General features: G+C 27.4%; 17 protein-coding genes. 4 read left to right on the forward strand and 13 right to left on the reverse strand.

Annotated elements, in window-relative coordinates:
- Nucleotides 1-45 precede the first annotated feature (45 nt).
- The 5 genes from ACNSOS_RS01175 to ACNSOS_RS01195 form a co-directional block, all read right to left on the reverse strand.
- Nucleotides 46-378, reverse strand: coding sequence for a hypothetical protein (locus ACNSOS_RS01175; RefSeq protein WP_418185622.1), 333 nt, complete (start codon nt 376-378; stop codon nt 46-48).
- Nucleotides 379-530: 152 nt separating this feature from the next.
- On the reverse strand, nt 531-2,534 hold the full coding sequence (locus ACNSOS_RS01180) for a DNA translocase FtsK (RefSeq protein ID WP_418185623.1): 2,004 nt from the start codon (nt 2,532-2,534) through the stop codon (nt 531-533).
- Between the two features lie 221 nt (nt 2,535-2,755).
- A complete protein-coding gene (gene lpxD, locus ACNSOS_RS01185) occupies nt 2,756-3,703 on the reverse strand; it encodes a UDP-3-O-(3-hydroxymyristoyl)glucosamine N-acyltransferase (protein ID WP_418185624.1) in 948 nt (315 codons plus the stop codon).
- A gap of 36 nt (nt 3,704-3,739) precedes the next feature.
- Entirely contained in the window at nt 3,740-4,237 is a 498-nt protein-coding gene (ilvN, locus tag ACNSOS_RS01190; RefSeq protein WP_113892558.1) for an acetolactate synthase small subunit, read from the reverse strand.
- On the reverse strand, nt 4,237-5,934 hold the full coding sequence (locus ACNSOS_RS01195) for an acetolactate synthase large subunit (protein WP_418185625.1): 1,698 nt from the start codon (nt 5,932-5,934) through the stop codon (nt 4,237-4,239). Before ACNSOS_RS01195 ends, ilvN begins: the two co-directional genes overlap by 1 nt.
- Nucleotides 5,935-6,095: 161 nt before the next feature.
- On the opposite strand from ACNSOS_RS01195, the gene ACNSOS_RS01200 reads away from it, so the two are divergent.
- The gene (locus ACNSOS_RS01200; RefSeq protein WP_418185626.1) at nt 6,096-6,887 is read left to right on the forward strand and encodes a hypothetical protein; all 792 of its coding nucleotides are present in this window, start codon (nt 6,096-6,098) and stop codon (nt 6,885-6,887) included.
- On the opposite strand, the gene ACNSOS_RS01205 is transcribed toward ACNSOS_RS01200, so the two are convergent.
- Both ACNSOS_RS01205 and ACNSOS_RS01210 read right to left on the reverse strand, forming a co-directional pair.
- The gene (locus tag ACNSOS_RS01205) at nt 6,884-7,798 is read right to left on the reverse strand and encodes an exopolyphosphatase (RefSeq protein WP_418185627.1); all 915 of its coding nucleotides are present in this window, start codon (nt 7,796-7,798) and stop codon (nt 6,884-6,886) included. The two genes, ACNSOS_RS01200 and ACNSOS_RS01205, sit on opposite strands and share 4 nt — an antisense overlap.
- Nucleotides 7,798-8,355, reverse strand: coding sequence for a CDP-alcohol phosphatidyltransferase family protein (locus ACNSOS_RS01210; RefSeq protein WP_418185628.1), 558 nt, complete (start codon nt 8,353-8,355; stop codon nt 7,798-7,800). Before ACNSOS_RS01210 ends, ACNSOS_RS01205 begins: the two co-directional genes overlap by 1 nt.
- A gap of 111 nt (nt 8,356-8,466) precedes the next feature.
- Between ACNSOS_RS01210 and ACNSOS_RS01215 the strand changes: the two genes are divergently transcribed.
- A complete protein-coding gene (locus tag ACNSOS_RS01215; protein ID WP_418185629.1) occupies nt 8,467-8,961 on the forward strand; it encodes a putative metalloprotease CJM1_0395 family protein in 495 nt (164 codons plus the stop codon).
- Complete coding sequence (locus ACNSOS_RS01220; protein ID WP_418185630.1) at nt 8,948-9,187, forward strand: hypothetical protein; 240 nt, start codon at nt 8,948-8,950, stop codon at nt 9,185-9,187. The genes ACNSOS_RS01215 and ACNSOS_RS01220 overlap by 14 nt, the downstream gene beginning before the upstream one ends.
- Before the next feature lie 20 nt (nt 9,188-9,207).
- Here the strand turns inward: ACNSOS_RS01220 and ACNSOS_RS01225 are convergent, their stop codons facing one another.
- The 6 genes from ACNSOS_RS01225 to ACNSOS_RS01250 are packed head-to-tail and all read right to left on the reverse strand — an operon-like array spanning nt 9,208 to nt 16,720.
- Nucleotides 9,208-9,702, reverse strand: a complete 495-nt coding sequence (locus ACNSOS_RS01225) for a DUF523 domain-containing protein (RefSeq protein WP_418185631.1) — start codon at nt 9,700-9,702, stop codon at nt 9,208-9,210.
- 52 nt (nt 9,703-9,754) lie between these two features.
- Complete coding sequence (locus ACNSOS_RS01230) at nt 9,755-11,437, reverse strand: ATP-binding protein (RefSeq protein ID WP_418185632.1); 1,683 nt, start codon at nt 11,435-11,437, stop codon at nt 9,755-9,757.
- Nucleotides 11,438-11,440: 3 nt separating this feature from the next.
- Nucleotides 11,441-13,087, reverse strand: coding sequence for an ABC transporter substrate-binding protein (locus ACNSOS_RS01235; RefSeq protein ID WP_418185633.1), 1,647 nt, complete (start codon nt 13,085-13,087; stop codon nt 11,441-11,443).
- On the reverse strand, nt 13,080-13,766 hold the full coding sequence (locus ACNSOS_RS01240) for a response regulator transcription factor (protein WP_418185634.1): 687 nt from the start codon (nt 13,764-13,766) through the stop codon (nt 13,080-13,082). Before ACNSOS_RS01240 ends, ACNSOS_RS01235 begins: the two co-directional genes overlap by 8 nt.
- Nucleotides 13,747-14,310 (reverse strand): hypothetical protein, encoded by a 564-nt coding sequence (locus ACNSOS_RS01245; protein WP_418185635.1) that lies wholly within the window; start codon nt 14,308-14,310, stop codon nt 13,747-13,749. Before ACNSOS_RS01245 ends, ACNSOS_RS01240 begins: the two co-directional genes overlap by 20 nt.
- Nucleotide 14,311: 1 nt before the next feature.
- Nucleotides 14,312-16,720 (reverse strand): molybdopterin-dependent oxidoreductase, encoded by a 2,409-nt coding sequence (locus tag ACNSOS_RS01250; protein WP_418185636.1) that lies wholly within the window; start codon nt 16,718-16,720, stop codon nt 14,312-14,314.
- A 140-nt stretch (nt 16,721-16,860) separates the two neighbouring features.
- Between ACNSOS_RS01250 and ACNSOS_RS01255 the strand changes: the two genes are divergently transcribed.
- Nucleotides 16,861-18,090 carry an Opr family porin gene (locus ACNSOS_RS01255; protein WP_418185637.1) on the forward strand — a complete coding sequence of 410 codons (1,230 nt, stop codon included), beginning with the start codon at nt 16,861-16,863 and terminating at the stop codon, nt 18,088-18,090.
- Nucleotides 18,091-18,112 lie beyond the last annotated feature (22 nt).

Here is an 18,112-nt window from a genome sequence, read left to right on the forward strand (position 1 = left end):
GATAAAGAATTGATTATTAAAAAAAATCTAAATATAAAACTCATTTTATGAATAAACTCCCCCCCAATCTCTTTTTACTATCCAATTAGGCTCCCATTTAACATAATCTGCAGGGTCAAAAGACTCATCCAATATTTCAACTTTTTTAACTTGTTCGGGTAAAATTGAAAGATTATGTTTTCCATCTGGACTATTTAAATCTAAGAAATGAAATCTATCTTTGCTTCTACTTTCTCCATAATCAAATGGTACACACTTTCTATTTCTTAATAAATTATCTTCTTTTGCAATAAAATCCACAGATAAATACCTTTTCTTATGAATTCCTTCTAAAAAATTCTTTAACATCCTTAACTCTGATGTGTGTAAAATTTTCATATTTAAATTCTTGTGTAATTAATTATTCAATTATTATACATAAATATAATTACATTCTTATTACTTTTATTATTTTTTTATTATATTTATAGATAAAGTATTAAATTTACACAATATATTTAAAAAATTTGATTGATATTAAATAGAGAAATTTAAACTAAAATTTCTCTATTTCCTTTGGCATCAGCTTGTGATAAAACACCTGTTTGTTCAAGTTGTTCTACTATTGTCGCAGCTCTATTGTAGCCAATTCTAAGTCTTCTTTGAATATATGAGATTGATGTTTTTCTATCTGCTAACACTACATCTTTTGCATCTTGATAAAGTTCATCTAAATCTGATAAATCACCATTTGTGTTACTATTTGAAGAGTTTGATAAAGATGAAGTTGCTTTATCTTTTATAAAATTCATATCATATTGAACTTCTCTTTGAGCTTTTAAAAATTCTACAACTTGTTCTATCTCAGTTTCTGTACTCCAAGGAGCATGAATTCTTACAAGACCAGGAGTTCCTGGAGGTGTAAATAACATATCTCCACGTCCAAGAAGTGATTCTGCTCCCATAGAATCTAAAATGATTTTAGAGTCTATTTTTTGTCCTACTTTATAAGATAATCTACTTGGTAAATTTGCTTTAATAAGTCCTGTTACAACATCAACTGATGGTCTTTGAGTTGCAACTATTAAGTGAATTCCACTTGCTCTTGCCATTTGTGCAAGTCTTGCAATAGAATACTCAACATCTTTTCCACTTGTCATCATCAAATCAGCCAACTCATCGATAACAACCACAATATAAGGCATAGTTTCATAACCTTCTTTTTGTGCTTTTTCATTGTAATTTTCGATATTTTTTGTCTTTGTTTTTGACATTAAAGTATATCTTCTTTCCATTTCTCCAACCATATTAGATAAAGCATTTATTGCATCACTTGCTTTTGTAATAACTGGTGTTAAAAGATGAGGAATATCATTGTACATTGAAAACTCAAGCATTTTTGGGTCAATCATAACAAGTCTTAAATTATCTGGTGAATTTTTATATAAAAGCGATAAAATCATAGAGTTAATTCCAACAGATTTTCCACTTCCAGTTGTTCCAGCTATCAATAAATGAGGTAATTTTTTCAAATCAGTTACAAAAGGTTTTCCAACAATATCTTTCCCCAAAATCATTGTAAGTGGTGAAATAGAATTTTGAAAAATTTCACTTTCTAGCATCTCTTTTAAATATATAGTTTGTGTATCTTCATTTGGAACTTCAATTCCTACAACATCTTTTCCTGGAATTGGAGCTTGAATTCTAATAGTTTGAGCTTTTAATGCCATTGCTAAGTCATCTTGGAGACTTAAAATCTTTGAAACTTTTACATTTGGTGCTGGTTTAAACTCAAAAGTTGTAACAACTGGTCCTGTATAAGTTCTCACAACATCACCATCGATTTTAAACATTGCAAGTTTATCAAGTAAGTCTGCTATTTTTTGATCAATCAAAGCTTCATTTATTTTTGACTTATTCTCTTTTGGTGGATTTTGGAAAAATGAAGTTGGAGGTAATTGGAAATTTTTTGGTTTCTCTGCTTTTCCTAGTTCTAAAGTTGCTAAAAGCTTTTTATTCTCTTCTAATTCTTCAACAATTATATTTGAATTAATCTGTTCTTTTTCATCTATTGTTTCAAAGCTTATTTCTTCATCATTAGATGATTTTTCAACAATAGAAGCCTCTAAAATCTCTTCTTCTACATTATCATTAATGATTTGATAGTTTTGTTGAGATTGAATAAATTCTAATTTTTTTTGTTCTTGAACTTGTTCTTTTGATATAGGTTTTCTAGCAACTTTTACTTGATTTGTTTGAGCTTGTTTATTTACTTTTATACTATTTTTTAGTTTTATTTTATTTTTGAACTTTTTTAAATCTTCTATATCATAATCAGATGTTTCAAAAAGTATCAAAACAGATATTACAAGTCCAAAAACAACAAATAAATACAACCCTATTCTTCCAATAACTGGAGCTAAAGTATCTACTAAGATATTTCCAATTTCTCCTCTATCATAAGGATTTTCAATAATTAAAGCTTGAAAAATAAGTAATATAAAAAATAGTAAAAATATAACTACAATATTTAAAACTAAATCTTTTTTATCCAACTTATCTTTAAAATTTATCAAATACAATGGATAGATAAATAAAAGTAGATAAACATATGATAAATAAGAAAAGTATCTATTTGAAAAATTTGCAAATGAAAATCCAACATCTCCTACAACATCTTTAGATATTGCAAATGTTGAAAATTGAAAATATAATAGTGTAAATAGTATGATTAGTGATATTATTTTCTTTGCGATGATATGACCTTTTTATAAAATTATTTCAATAAATTTGATATTTTTCCTTGTAATCTAAGCCATTGTTTATGCTCAAATAAAGGAAATCCAGCCCAAGATTTCTTAGGTTCAGTTATACTCTTTGTAACTCCTCCTCGTGCAGCAATAGTTGTAAAAGGAGCAATCTCAAGATGCCCAGAAGTTGCACTTTGTCCACCCATAACAACATAGTGATGAAGTGTTGTTGAACCAGATAATCCAACTTGAGTAACCAAAATACAACCTTTTCCAATTTTACAATTATGTGCTATATGAACAAGGTTGTCTATTCTTACTCCATCATCAATTATTGTAGATTTAAAAACAGCTCTATCTATTGTACAATTTGCACCAATTTCAACATCAGAACCTATTATAACATTTCCATTTTGATATATTTTTATATATTTTCCATCTTTTGTATTTGCAAAGCCAAATCCATCACTTCCAATAACTGTTCCAGAATGTATAATACAATCATTCCCAACTATACAATCTCTATAAATAGTAACATTTGGATATATAATAGTATTGTTTCCTATTTGTACATTATCTCCGATAAAGCTTCCGTGCATAATAGTACAATTGTCTCCAATAACACTATTTTTACCCAAATAAACATTTTGCATTATTGTAGAGTTTTTACCAATTTTTGATTCATTTCCAGTAGTTTCTATAAGCTTTGGAGCAAAAAGTTTACTAGCTTTAGCTAAAGCCAAATATGGTTCATCACAAATTAATGCTATACAATTTTCTGGAATTTCTTTTGAATTTTCATTAGATACTAAAATAGCACCAGCTTTTGTATTTTTTAAATCATTTATATATTTTTTATTTTCTAAAAATGTAAGTTCATTTTCATTTGAATCATTCAAACTATTTAAACCAGTAATTTCTTTGTCAATTTTACAATCTATTCCTAAAAATTCTGAAATCTCTTTAAGTGTCATTTTTTATCCTTGAATTATAAAAGATAAGAAAATTTCTTATCTTTCCATAGCTACAATACCACTTCTTACAACTTCAAGTGGATTGAATTTTTGCATAACTTTTATAAAGTTCATAATTCTATCACTAGAATCTGTTGCTGAAACGATGATAGCTTCATCTGTAACATTTTGAATACTTCCATGATATGCACGAGCTATTACATCGATATCTGAAAGTTCATTATCTATTGAAAATTTCATCAAAACTGTATCTTTTTCAATAACATTTTTGTGTTCATTTACCTTTAAAACAGGAATTAATTTATTTAATTGTTTTACAATTTGATCAATTACTCGTTTATCTCCTGTTGTAACTATAGTCATTCTTGAATATGGACTATCTTCCATTGGAGCAACTGTTAAAGAGTCTATATTAAAACCACGAGCTGAAAATAATCCTACTATTCTTGATAAGACATTGTGTTCATTTAAAACAACTATTGAGATAACTTGTCTAGTTGTTTGACTATCATAATAATGGTTAAAATTACTCATTATTTATCTCCTTTTAATAAAGTCATTTCATTTAAAGAATGTCCGTTTGGAACCATTGGTAATACCTCTTCTAATCTTGCAACAATTACTTCAATCATTGCTGGTTTTCTTTTTTCAACTGCATCTTTTAAAGCTTTATCAAATTCATCTTTTGTACTTACTCGATATCCTATTCCACCAAAAGCTTCTACAAGCATTTTAAAATCTGGTTGAGCTGTTAAATCAGTTTCAGCTAATCTATTTTCATAAAAAAGTGTTTGCCATTGTCTTACCATTCCTAAATAGTTGTTATTTAAAACAATATTTATAACTGGTAAATCATATTCAACACAAGTCATAAGTTCTTGGATATTCATCAATATAGAACCATCTCCAGTAAAATTTATAACTACTCTATTTGTATCTTTGAATGCTCTTGCAACTCCTAAAGCTGCTGGAAGTCCAAATCCCATTGTTCCTAATCCACCACTTGTAATCCACTGTCTTGGATATGAAAATGGGAAAAATTGTGCCGTCCACATTTGATGTTGTCCAACATCTGTTGAAATAATTGCATTATCTCCTAATATTTGTCCAACTCTTTGAATTGGCCATTGTGGTTTTATAACTTCATTATTATCAATATATCTTAATGGTTCTTTTTCTCTATAATCTTTTAGTAAATCAACCCAATTTGTATAATCATTGAATTCATAGTTTTCTATATCTTCAAGCATAGCTTTTACAGTCAATTTTAAATCACCAACGATTGGATAATCTGGAACAACTAATTTTGCAATTGAAGTTGGATCAATATCAATATGAATAACTTTTGCTTTTGAAGCAAATTCATCAAGTCTTCCTGTAACCCTATCATCAAATCTAGCTCCAAGAGAGATTAACAAATCTGTTTCATGAGCAGCCATATTTGCAGCATATTCTCCATGCATTCCTAACATTCCAAAGAAAAGTGGATTTTCATCTCCCATAACTCCCCTTGCCATAAGCGTTTCAACTGCTGGAATATTTAGTTTTTTTGCTAAATCTCTTATTTCATAAGCACAATTTGATAAAATTGCTCCACCTCCAATGTATAAAAGTGGTTTCTTAGCACAACTTATAGCTTCCATAGCCTTTTTTAATTGTCTTTTATTATAGTTAATTGTTGGCTTATAAGTTGGCATATTTACCTCTTCAGGATATATAAAATCTCCAACTTGAGCTGTAATGTCTTTTGGTATATCAACATGAACAGGACCTGGTCTTCCAGTACTTGCTAGATGGAATGCCTCTTTTAAAATTCTTGGTAAATCTTCAATTTTATTTACTAAATAGTTATGTTTTGTACATGGTCTTGAAATACCAACTGCATCAATTTCTTGAAAACCATCTGTTCCTATAATAGTTGTTGGAACTTGTCCAGAAATTACAACAAGAGGAGTTGAATCCATATAAGCATCAGCAATTCCAGTAATTGCATTTGTAAACCCTGGACCAGAAGTTACTATTGCAACCCCTACTTTCCCAGTTGCTCTTGCATAACCTTCAGCAGCTATAATCGAAGCTTGTTCATGTCTATTTAAAATGTGTTGAAAATAGTTTTGTTTATATATTTCATCATAGACGTTCATAATAGCGCCTCCAGGGTATCCAAATACTACTTCAACCCCTTCTTGATGTAATGATTCAATAACCATTTTTGCGCCAGTCATTTTCATAATAATTCTCCATTTTTTTAAAAGTAAGGTTTTATTTTACTCAATTTTCAATTAAACTACCTTTTTATAAGAAATTAAATTTTAAAATTACTAAAAAAGACTAAATATTAATATTTTTGTGATATAATAATCCAATTTAAGCTATTTTTGAGGATAATATTATGGATATAAACGCGATAAACAGTGCAAACAATATACAAAATTTAAATCACTTAAATAATAATTCTAATGTTTCAATAAATAAAGCTCAACTAAAATATAGTGTTGAAGACTTCAATAATGTTTCATCTGAAAATTTAAATGTTAGTAGAAGTTCAATATTAAAAAGTGAATTTTCTCAAGATATTCAATCACTAAATGATGGAATAGCAAAATCTCAAATAGCACAAAATTCTATGGATAAACTTCAAGGATTTCTAAAAAACATTGAAAATAAACTTGAAAATAGTCAAAATGTTGATGATAAAAATGAATTAAAAAAATCTATAAATCAAGATTTAAGAGAATTCAACCAAATAGCATTTGATACAAAATATAAGGGTGAAAATTTAATAGCAAATAGATTTAATGACAATCAAGAATCAATAGAAGTGAGTTCAAATAACAATATTTATTCTATTGAAAAACCGAATATTGCAAATTTTACAAATAAAATATTTGATGTTGTGAATAATGGTAACTTGAATAATGAACAAGATGTGCAAAATGCTTTAAATACTATTTCTAATACATCAAATCAATTAGAAAGTTTATCTAATCAATTTGTAGAATTTTCAAAACAACTTCAAAGCGATGCAAAAAGCCAAATTATTGAACAAAATTTTAATCAAATTATCAACTTTGGAAGAGAGTCTAGTGATTTTTCAAAATCAAATATTAATGTAAACGCAGGTTATTTGGCTGCAGCTCAAGCAAATATTATACAAGAGCAAAGTGTAAGGCTTTTATCTTAAGTCTTACACTTTAATGCAAAATCAATAGCTACACCTTCTCTTAAACCATCATCAAAAACTATAGATTCATTTTTATTTAAAACTTCAAAAAATATTTTATAAATATATGTTCCAACTTCCATAAATTCGACTCTACCTTTTCCAACAAGCTTAGTTATTTCTTCAATAGATTTTGTTTTTAGGATACTTAAGCTCTTTTCTAAATCTTCATAGTATATTTTTGTTCCATTTACTAAATTTCTATCATAATTAAAATAATCGATACCTAGTTTTATTGCTGCTAAAGTTGTAGGAGTTCCAGCTGTTGCTACAAAAGAAAAATCTTGTAAATTAAAATCTATACTTTTTAAAAACTCTTTTATTTCAGCTTTTCTGATATCTAAATCATTTTTTAAAGAATTGTTTTCACTATTTTTTTGTGTCATAGTAACTATTCCAAAATCAAAGCTTCTACTAAAAAATTCTTTATCTTTATTGATTATTAATTCTGTTGAACCACCGCCAATATCTAAAAGTATAAAATTCTTTGAATCTATTTTTTCTCTTTGTAGCGCATATTTTACTGCTAGAAGAGTTAGTCTTGCTTCTTCATCAGAATTAATTATGTTGAAATTTACACCAGTTTGTTTTTTAAAATATTCTAAAACTTCTTTAGAGTTTTTAGCTTTTCTCATAGCTGCTGTTGTAACACAAACTGCATCTTCTAGATTAAAGTTTAAATTAGAAGAAGCTATTTTTAGTGCATTCACAACTCTTTCTTGAGCTTCTTTTGATATTAATCCAGTTGTTATTAATCCATCTGCAAGTCCTACAACTTGATGATATTCATCTAAAATTTTATGATTTTCTCCATCATATTTTAAAACTCTAAAAGAGTTAGAACCTAAATCTATTGATATAATATCTTTCATTATAAATGTTTAATTTTTATTTTAGAGTTTAATAAATATCCAATTACAATCATCATAGATAATACAAAATATTCATTTATAAAACCAGTTAAAAATATAAGATAAACAACCCAAAGAAGTATAGCTCCTAAAGGAGTTGGAATACCAGTAAAATATTTCTCAATTTCACCTTCATCAGCATCTATGTTAAACTGAATCAATCTTCTAAGTCCAGAAATAATATAGTAAATAAATGCAGCTGAAACAAAAGCCATATTTAAAAAATCTTCTTTTGTATCAATAACTGCAAAATATATAAACATTGCAGGAACTATGACAAAAGATAAAAAATCAGCATAAGAATCAAGTTGAATACCAAATTGTGAAGAAAGATTATACTTTCTTGCTATTTTACCATCGAAGATATCAAAAGCTCCAGCAAGCCAAGCAAATAAAGCTGCTGCAAAAAAATTATTATGCGTTAAAAAATATATTGCAAAAACTCCACAGGCGATATTAAAAAATGTTACAATATTTGCTAAATTAAAATGACTATATTTATTGAATAAAAAACTCATAGTTTTCCTCTTTATATTTAAAAAATCTTGGTAATTCTACTATAAAGTTTCTCAATTTTAAGTTTAGCTATTCTGTGTTATAATCAAAAAGTTTATAAAAAGGAGGCAAGTATGGAAATAAATGACTATTTGAGTACATCTCTCATATATTCACAACTTGCTTTAAAAAATAGTGAATTAGCTAATTTAGATAGAAAAGAGTTTCAAAAATCTATTAAAAACAATGATGATGCTATAAATAGTTTAGATAAAGATTATGACGAAAAAGATTATCAAAGGGTTTTAAGTAGATTCCAAAATAGAGATAACGAAGTAAAAAATCATGAGCAATTACATGCTAGTTTAGGTACTACAACTACACCGATAAACTATGATTATCAAGTTGGACCAGATGGAAAACTTTATGCAATTGGTGGAAGTGTCAGATTTGATACCTCTATACCAAAAAATGAAGAGGCCGCTATACAAAAATTAGATGAACTTTCTAAGGCTGCATCTGCTCCTGAAGGTTTAAGTCAAGCTGATAGTTCAATTGCACAAAGAGCAAATTTAAATAAATTACTTTTACAAAGTTTACAAGAAGGAGTGGAATATGAGAATAGATAATAATCTTGGTGCTATGTTAGGTGCTGGTTTACAAATACAAGAACAAGCATCAAATATCGCTCAAGTTGCAAATACAGTTGCTGATAGTGATTTTTCTGGTGCTGCTTCTGATATAGCAAGTGAACTGGTAGAGCAAATACCAGAAATTATAGCTTATAGTGCAAATGCTAAAGCGATTGAAGTTCAAGAAGTTGCTATGCAAAGGCTTTTAGATATAAAAGCTTAGTTTAAAGTAGAGTTTTTATATTAAACTCTACTTTTTATAAATTTTTTTAAATTATCTAGTTCATTTTCATTAAAAACTTTTATACCATTTTCTTCCAATAATCTTGCTGTTAAACCCCTTTCGTTTATCAAGTTTCCATTAAATGTTCCATCATAAACTTCATTGTTCCCACAAGATGGAGATTTTGATTTAAAAAGGGCAACTTTTATATCATTTTCTTGACAAATATCCAAGGCCTTTTTTGCACCTAAAAGAAAATTAATAGTTACATCATTATTTAATTCATCTGCAACTACAAATGGTTTACTATGATTTTTAATTTCTGCTTTATTTCTTGGAATTCCTAATCCACCAGCAACTTCAGGACAAATAGAGTAAATTTCATTTTCACACATAATATCCATAAAAAGTTCTTTATAATAAAATTTGAATTTTGGATTTAAAGCAATATTTGAGTTGTTCCCATCATATCGTACATCTTCTCCTAAAAGACAAGAAGATACTAAAATTTTCATATATTATTCCTAATCATTTTTGTGGGATTGTAACAAGTTTTATATTGTTTTTTTATTTAATTTTATAAGTTTTAGCAACTTTTACAGTAAAAATAGCACCTTTATCATTATTTCTTACATTTATATATCCATTCATATTTCTCTCAATAATATTTTTTGCCATATAAAGACCTATTCCTGTTCCTTGAGTTTTATGTCTTGTCGTAAAATATGGATCAAATATTTTATCAATAATATTTTCATCTATTCCACCAGCATTATCTTGTATTTTTACAATAGCAAATTTTTTTCCACTTTTTATCTCAATATTTATTAATGGATCTTTTACTTTTCTTTCTAAGATAATATCTTTTGCATTACTTATAAGATTTAAAATAACTTGAGAATATTCATTTTTATATCCTAAAATATTTATATTATCTTTAATATCAAAATTCAATTCAATTCCATGATATTTTAATGAAGAAGAAACTATAAAATAAGAGTCTTTACAAGCCTTTTCAACAGAAAAAAACTCTTTTTCTCCTTGTGGCTTAAAAAAATTTTGGAAATCATCTATTGTTTGAGACATATATGATGTTAGTTGATTTGCTTCTTTTATTTTTATATTTAAATACTCTTTTGTAAAATTATCAAAATCATATGTTACTTTCATATTCATATGAATTGCAGAAATTTGTGCAAGTGGTTGTCTCCATTGATGAGCAATATTCCCAATCATTTCTCCCATTGCTGCTAATTTGCTTTGTTGAATTAATATTTGTTCTTGCTTTAATCTTTGTTTTATCTCTCTTTGTATCTTATCTTCAAGATTTTCTATTACATTATTAATCATATTTTTTAATTCATTTAATGAAATATCATTTGTATTTTGAGTGAGTCTAGTACCTAAATTTCCTCTTTGAATATTTTCTAAAACCCTTGTTGCATTTTTTATTAAAGCTTCATTTTGTTCTAAATTTGTTCTAATATAAGATACATTATTGTTTATAATTTTAGCCATTTGTCCAAATTCATCTTTTCCATCAATATCAATATGTGTAACTTTAGTTGTTTTATCATTTAAATATTTAAAAAAATTATTTAATCCATTTTGTACCTTATAAATAGATTTTAAAATATCATTAACTATAAATAATCCAGTTAAAATAGCAAAAAATAAAATCAAAACTATACTTATAATAACTTCTATTTTGACATCTGTTAATTTATGTGAAGCTTCATCATAAGCACTTGTTACATCACTTAAAGATTGTTCTTGTAAATAAAATAATTTATTTAATAAAATATCAAATTGCCTTTTACTAACAGTTGTTACATTTATGTATGCACCTTCTTCAAAACCTTCATCTAAATATTTTTTTGTTTGAAAAATATGTTTTTTGTAGTTTTCCCAAATGTCACGAAGTTGCTCTTTGCATATTTCACTATTTTGAAAAAGATGATCTAATTTTTCTAAAACTAAAATCAAATCTTTATCAATATTATCTCTTATTGATTTATTTGGAGCCATTACTAAAGATTGATAAAGTTCTCTTAAAATATATAAAGGAGTAATTATTTCATTTTGAAGATATAAAAATGTTTGAGATTTGCTATGTACAATACCAAGCGTATCTTTATTATATTGACTAACTTGAACTGATTTATATCCTAAGACTATGATAGATATACATAAAATTAAAAATAATATTCCCAATTTTGATTTTATATTTATATTTCTTATTAAATTCATAAATTACTCTATTCTTTTAGGTTTTATAGCTTTTTCAAGCTCTTTATCATAAGTTTTATCTTCTCTTATTGACCAATGATTCTTACTTAATTCTATTCTCCATAAAGGAATAATTCCTCCTTTATATGGCTTATATATTACCTCTTTATTTACAGCCATCACTCTATTTGATGAAGGAACTCTTAAAGTATAAGCTTTTTGTCTTTCACGATGTAAAATATTTTTTACAACTTCTTTGTATTCAGGTGTAAGAGGTTTTGTTATAAAAAATTTTTCTATATAATCTTGCATTATTTCATCTCTTGGAATAACACTCCAAGCACTTCCATAGTGATATATAAAAAATACTGTCCAAGGATTTTGATAATACCAGTCATCATTTCCCCAAATCAATAAATCCCAATTTTTTTCATTTTGATTTTTATTTGTTGTTAAAAGCTCTTTATATATATCTTTTTCACTTGTTGTAATATGATAATTTAGTTTAACACCATATTTTTGTAGTTGAAACTCTATTCCTTTAAATAAAAATATAAATCTATCTTGAGTAAAAACATTTAGTTCTAAACCATTTAGTAATATTTGAAGTTCTTCAACTGAAAATATTTTTTCATCTATTTTATACTCTTTTGCTACTTGTTCTACTATATCGTAGTTTATTGAAGCAGTAAAAGGAGATATCCGTCCCTCTTTTTTATATACAAAATTTAGTAAAAATTCTTGGTCTAAAGCTTGATTTAGTGCTATTCTAATATCATCATTTAAAAGTTTTTCATTTCCATTTATAAGATTAAAGAAGATTATAAAATTGTCTGTGGATTTGGATATCACAAGCTTTGAATATTTTGATAAAATTACTTCAAACTTTTTATTAAAAGGAATTGGCATCAAATCCAATTTTCCTTCTTTTTTTGTAATATCTTCTATTGCTTCATTTATATCTAGTTGTGTATATACTGTAATTCTTGATATCTTAGGAAAATCTTTATTCCAATAATATGGATTTGCTACAAGTTCTAATTTATCCGTTTGTTTATGACCTATTGCAAATCCCTCTTTTAAAATATATGGTCCCATTGCAAAAGGACCTTCTACTTTATTTGCTGTTCCTGTCTCTTTTCCAACTGGATTATATTTTTCAATATACTCTTTTGTATAAAAATATACATCAGCCAAATCTTTTAAAAACATTTCATATTTCTGTTTTAATACAATTTTTACCCGTTTTTTATCAAGTTTTATAATATCAAAATCTATTTTATGAATATTTGTATATAAAAATGGGTTTTTTCTAAAATACTCTAAATTATAAATAACATCATCAATAGTAAATTTTTCTCCATTTTGAAACTTCAAATTATCTCTTAATGTAAAAATATAGGTAAAATCATCTAATCTTTCATGAGTTTTAGCTAAATCATACTCCCAACCTTGTTCATTATCAAAAGCACGAATTAGTCCAGAGTTTGTAGCTTTTGCAATGTATGTATATGGAATAGATGGAAGAAAAATATTTATATGAGAATTTGGATGAAGAGATTGTGCTTTATTTAATTCGCTTGTATCTTCTCTAAATTCAAGTTTTTCTACAAAATTTGAACTAAATAAAGAACAAGATATAAAACTACAAAATAATAATTTTTTAAACAAAACGATATCCAATACCTGATAAATTTAATATTATATCTGTTGGAAGTTTTTTTCTTAAATTTCTTACTAATGATCTTAATGCACTATCAGTCATAATATCATCTTGCCAAACCTTAATTTGTAACTCTTCATATGTTGTAATTCTATTTTGATTTGATATTAAAACTTCAAAAAACATTAACTCTTTTTTGTTTAGATTTATCACTTCTTCTTCATATCTTAACTCTTTTTTATCATAATCAAAACTATATTTTTCATCTATTTCCAAATATACTTTTTTATTTAATCCAAGACAAAATACACATTTTTCCAAAGATTCAAGTAAAGAGTCTAATTCAATGGGTTTAATAATATATTTTTCCATATGAAGTTCAACAGCTTCAAGTAAATATTTTTTATCAGTATAAGCTGTAATCATAACAATTGGTATATCTCTATTTGTTTCTCTTACTTTTTTTACAAATTCAATACCATTTAAAATAGGCATATGAATATCACTTAATATAATATCTGGATTTGTTTCACAATAGAGATTATAGGCTTCTTCTCCATTTGAAGCCTCTATAACCTCTTTTACATAATATCCTAAACTATTGGAAATATTTTTTCTTATTCCATCTTCATCTTCAGCATAAAGTATTGTTAAATCTTTTAATTTTTCAATCAGCTCTTTTTTCATAAAATCCATCTTTTGAATTTGCTTTTAAATATCTTAGAATATAATTTTCCTCTTTGTCATTTAATTGAGCGAAACCTTTCATTGTTTGTAAAATTGCTTCCCATTCTAACATTGTATGAGTTACAGCTCTATGTCCTGCATGACATGATGTACACATATCATAGTAAAACTCTTCGTACTCTTCCCAAACTTCTTTTACATTTTTTGTTAAATAAGATTTTTCAATTTTAGCTTCTACTTTCACAAATCCTAATTCAGAAGCTTTATTTTTTTCTACAAAACTTCCATCTTTTTTTGCTACTAGTAAAGCTTTCCCTTTTGATGAATATAATTCATCTCCAAAAGAAACTCCACTTATCTCAACTAAAACCATTTTATCATCTATATCTTTAATAATTTTGATTGGAGTTCCTATAAATATTTCCCCATTTTTTCCATCAAAATCAGCTTTTGCATTTTCCAACAAAAACATATTGCTTGAACTTGCAAGGGAAAAACTCCCTAAAACAAGTAAAGATATTAATATTTTTTTTATAACTTTCATCTTAAGCTCCTATAATTACTGGTGGTTTATAAGCTAAATTAGGTCTTATAGCTTCTACTTTTTTTATGCTAACAAGAACAGAGTTTGCAGATGTTGCATTTGTCATTTGAGATGTTGGTTTTGATGATGTTAAAACATTTACTTGTCCTGAATTACATCTTGGTTTATCTTCTTTCATATTTTCAGGAGAATACCAAGCCCCCTCTTCAATAGCAACAACTCCATCACGAATAGTATTTGTTACAACAACTCCAGCTAAAACTCTTCCTCTATCATTGTAAACTTCAACAACTTCTCCATCTTTAATTCCAAATTTATTTGCATCATTTGGAGATATTCTTATAGGTTCTCTACCTTGTACTTTATGTACATTTTGTACCCAAGTATTATCAAGTTGAGAGTGAATTCTATAAGTTGGATGTGGACTTAATAGATGAAGTGGATATTTTTTTATCAATTTATCATTTCCTAACCACTCTGTTGGTTCAATCCAAACTGGATGTCCTTTAAAATCTTTATAATTATATGAAGCTAATTTTTCTGAATAAATTTGAATTTTACCTGTTTCTGTTTTTAATGGACTATTTACAGGGTCTTTTCTAAATTCTTCATGTCTTACATATTTTTTTGCTTCTTCTGGAATATCATAAGCAATTACACCCTTTTCCCAGAAATCTTCAAAAGATATACCCATTTCTCTATTAGCTGTTGATCTATCATATAGTCTTTCTAACCAATCTTTAATAGTTCTATCTCTAGTATAAGATTTCTCTTTTCCAAATCTTTTTGCTAATTCAGTAAAAATCCAATAATCATCTTTTGATTCATATTTTGGTTCAACTATTTTTTTCATAGCATAAATTCTATCATTTGAATATGACATTGCACTTGCTATATCATCTCTTTCCATAGTTGTTGTTGCAGGAAGTACAATATCAGCCATTTTTGCTGTTGGAGTCCACCAAGGTTCAACCACAACAACAGTATCAAGTTTTCTCATAGCTTCAATAAGCTCATTTATATTCGGTTGATGTCCAATTGGAGAACCTCCTGCACTTAACATAAATTCAACTTTAGGGTAAGTTATAGTTTCACCTTTGTAAGTTACTGTTTCACCAGCTTTATTTATTAAATCACTCATTCTTGAAGCTGGAATTGAAATATGAACTTCATCTCCACTACCTTGACTTAATCCTCCAACTGTAACTTTTCCAGAAGCAGCATCTCCTCCACCTTCATAGTGCATTGAAAATCCAAAACCTCCACCAGCAGTACCAATTTGTCCTACCATAGATGCTAATGTTATTAAAGCCCAATGAACTTGTTCTCCATGTTCAGCTCTTTGCATAGCCCAATTTCCAGCAATAAATGTCTTTTTAGAAACCATAATATCTGCTAGTTTTTCAATAGTTTTAGCAGGTATTTCAGTTAATTTTTCAGCCCATTTTGTTGTTTTTTCAACTCCATCTATTTTTCCAAGTAAATAAGGTAAAAACTTATCAAAACCATAAGTATATTTTTCTATAAAATCTTTATCATATTTTTTATTTTTATATAAATAGTTCATCATACCAAGCATCATAGCAACATCAGAACCAGGTCTTATTTTTATCCATTCAGCTTTGAATTCTTGTGCTGAAACTGTATAAATAGGATCAATAGAGATTACTTTAATACCAGCTTTTTTATACTCTTCATAAGCATCATAACATCTATGATTTGGAACTGAATAACCAGCTTTATTTGTTTTATAAACATCTGCACCCCATAAAATCATAACTTGTGTATTTGCAATAATTTGTTCATGAGATGTTTGTATAGAGTAAACTTCCATATCTCCAACAATTGATGGATTAACTGGACCTGCAGCTCCATTTGAATACTCTCCAGCAGTTCCAACTGCACCACCAATTTGATTAAAAAATCTTCCAGCTAAAACATTTGGCTTAAAAGCACCAGGATGTGACCAACCACCATAAGATGCATTATAAAGTGCTTTATTACCACCTTTTGCTTGAGCTTTTTTTATAGCTTCTGAGACTAAATCAAGTGCTTTTTCCCAAGAAACTCTAACAAACTCTTCTTTACCTCTAAGTTCCCCTTTGCCTTTACCTTCTAAATAACTTTTTCTCACTACTGGATATTTAACTCTTGAATCTGTACTATTTCTATCAGCCAATGCTTTTACTAAAACAGTAGGATTCGCATCTGAATCAAGTTGAGAAGTAATATCTACAATCTCACCATCCATCACATGAGCATAAAATGCACCATAATGAGAAGCACTAGGTATTTTTACAGTTCTTCTTGAAAACTCTTTAGCAAATGCACCGCTTACTGTACCACTTCCAGCTAATACTGCTGCACTAGCTGCTGAAATTTTAAGAAAATCTCTTCTTGAATTGCTCATATTAATCCTTTTTATAATATTTACTCAAGAAGTCTAACAATAAAAAATCGAAAAAAAATCGAAAAAACAAATCTATTATTCGATTTTTTTTCTATTTTATTTTTATATGCTTATGCAATTTTAGTTAAAAGGGAGAAAAAATGAGAAAATTAAAATTAAGTTTAGTAACTACAATGGCAATATCTTCTATTTGTATAGCAAATGCCAATACACTACAAGAAGCATTAACAAATGGTAAAGTAAGTGGAGAAGTAGCAGTAACTTATGAAGGTAGATATTTTGACAAAGACTATGGTGACTATTATAGAGATAGTGGATATGGTGTTGGTTCTTTTGCATTAGGATATGAAACAGGTGTTTGGAATAATTTAAGTGTAAAAAGTAAATTTAGAGCATATGGAACAATTTGGGAAGATAGTAGTTCTAAGTCCACTGGAACAGGTAAAGGTGATGCAACTGGAAGGTTCTATGAAAAAAGAGGAGGAGATGGTTTTGCTTATAATGGAGGAACAAGAAGTGTTGATATTGAAGAGTTATATTTAAAATATACTCAATTAAATAATATATCTGTAATAGCTGGAAGACAAGTTTTAAAAACAGACTGGATGAGCAAAACTCATGATGCAGTAAAAATTGATGCAACTTTTGGAAGCACTGATATAGAAGCTATTTGGTCTTTAAGAGATGGTAGAGTTTATGCAAGAGATTATAGACCTTTAGAAAAAATGAATGGAAATAAAGGTGTTTATAAATTGAGCTTAACTCAAAACTTCAATGACAATATTTCTGCAACTGCTTATGGAGTTATTTTCCCTGATTCAAAAGAGATTTATGGAGCAAGAGTAAACCTTAATTACGAAGAAACATCAGCAAGATTACATTATGCTTGGAGTGATGAAGGTAAATCTTTAGATAGTGAAAATGTAAAAGATGTAAAATCTGGTATTTTAGATATTATGCTAAGTACATCTATTTATGGTTTATCTCCTTATATTGGATATGTTAAAGTTGATGATGAACTAGCATTCCCAGGATATACTACAAACAATAAAAGTAGAGAAGCTGGTGAGATATTAGTTCCTTTTGAAGAAGGTGATTATATATTCTCAAGAGGAGCTTCTACAATATATGCTGGAATCACTAAAACTTTTGGTGATTTTGATGCAACTTTGCTTTATGGAAATACAAGATATTATGCAGATGCAACAGGAAATGAAAAAAGAGATGTAGATGAAACAACTTTATGGTTGGGATATAAAATAACAAGTGAATTAAAAACTAACTTAGGATTTACATATGTTAATGAAGATAAAAAATCTCCTGTAAGTGATTATAGTCAGTTAAACCTAACGATGGTTTACTCTTTTTAATATAGTGATACTAGAAAATTTC

This window comes from Aliarcobacter vitoriensis (assembly GCF_048320235.1).
Taxonomy (GTDB): Bacteria; Campylobacterota; Campylobacteria; order Campylobacterales; family Arcobacteraceae; genus Aliarcobacter; species Aliarcobacter vitoriensis.